The sequence below is a fragment of the Pedococcus sp. 2YAF34 genome, assembly GCF_052114585.1.
GTDB lineage: Bacteria > Actinomycetota > Actinomycetes > Actinomycetales > Dermatophilaceae > Pedococcus.
Genome location: NZ_JBFRFA010000093.1, coordinates 1 through 521, shown reverse-complemented (window position 1 = coordinate 521; position 521 = coordinate 1). Strand labels below are relative to the sequence as shown.

The following is a 521-nucleotide window of genomic DNA, read 5'->3' as shown; positions in this document are numbered from 1 at the left end:
GATGTACTCGAAAGGGTCGGCCGCATCGGCGCGATCGAACTCGACCTCGACCACGAGCCGGTTCCCGCCGACCAGGTCGTGACCGGCTCGCCGGCGACCGGTTCGCGCACCCTGGGCACGTTCGACGGACTCGAGGTCGGCGTCTGGGAGATGACGCCCGGGGCGATGAGCGACGTCGAGGCCGACGAGCTGTTCGTTGTGGTGTCAGGGCGCGCGACGGTCGAATTCGTCGACACGGGCGCGTGGCTGCTGCTCGGACCCGGGGATGTGGTGCAGCTGCACGCGGGATCGCGCACGATCTGGACGGTGACCGAGACGCTGCGCAAGGTGTACCTGGGCTGAGGCGCTGGGCTGCTGAGGCGCTGGGCTGCCAAAACGCCCGAAAGGTGCAAAGAGTGCCCTATTCGCGGCCCGTTCATCACTTGTGGCACCTTTCGGGCGGAGCGCTTTCCACAGATCGGCCGCAAGCTCCCTCCTGGCAGAACGCGGACGACACACTGGACGAATGCGCCCACCGCTCG

Annotated in this window: 1 protein-coding gene; it reads left to right on the top strand. The window is 67.8% G+C overall.

From position 1 onward, the window contains the following. Positions 1-342: cupin domain-containing protein (locus AB4Z02_RS19020; protein WP_441972923.1), on the top strand; the 342-nt coding region annotated here is incomplete at its 5' end. Between the last annotated feature and the right edge of the window lie 179 nt (positions 343-521).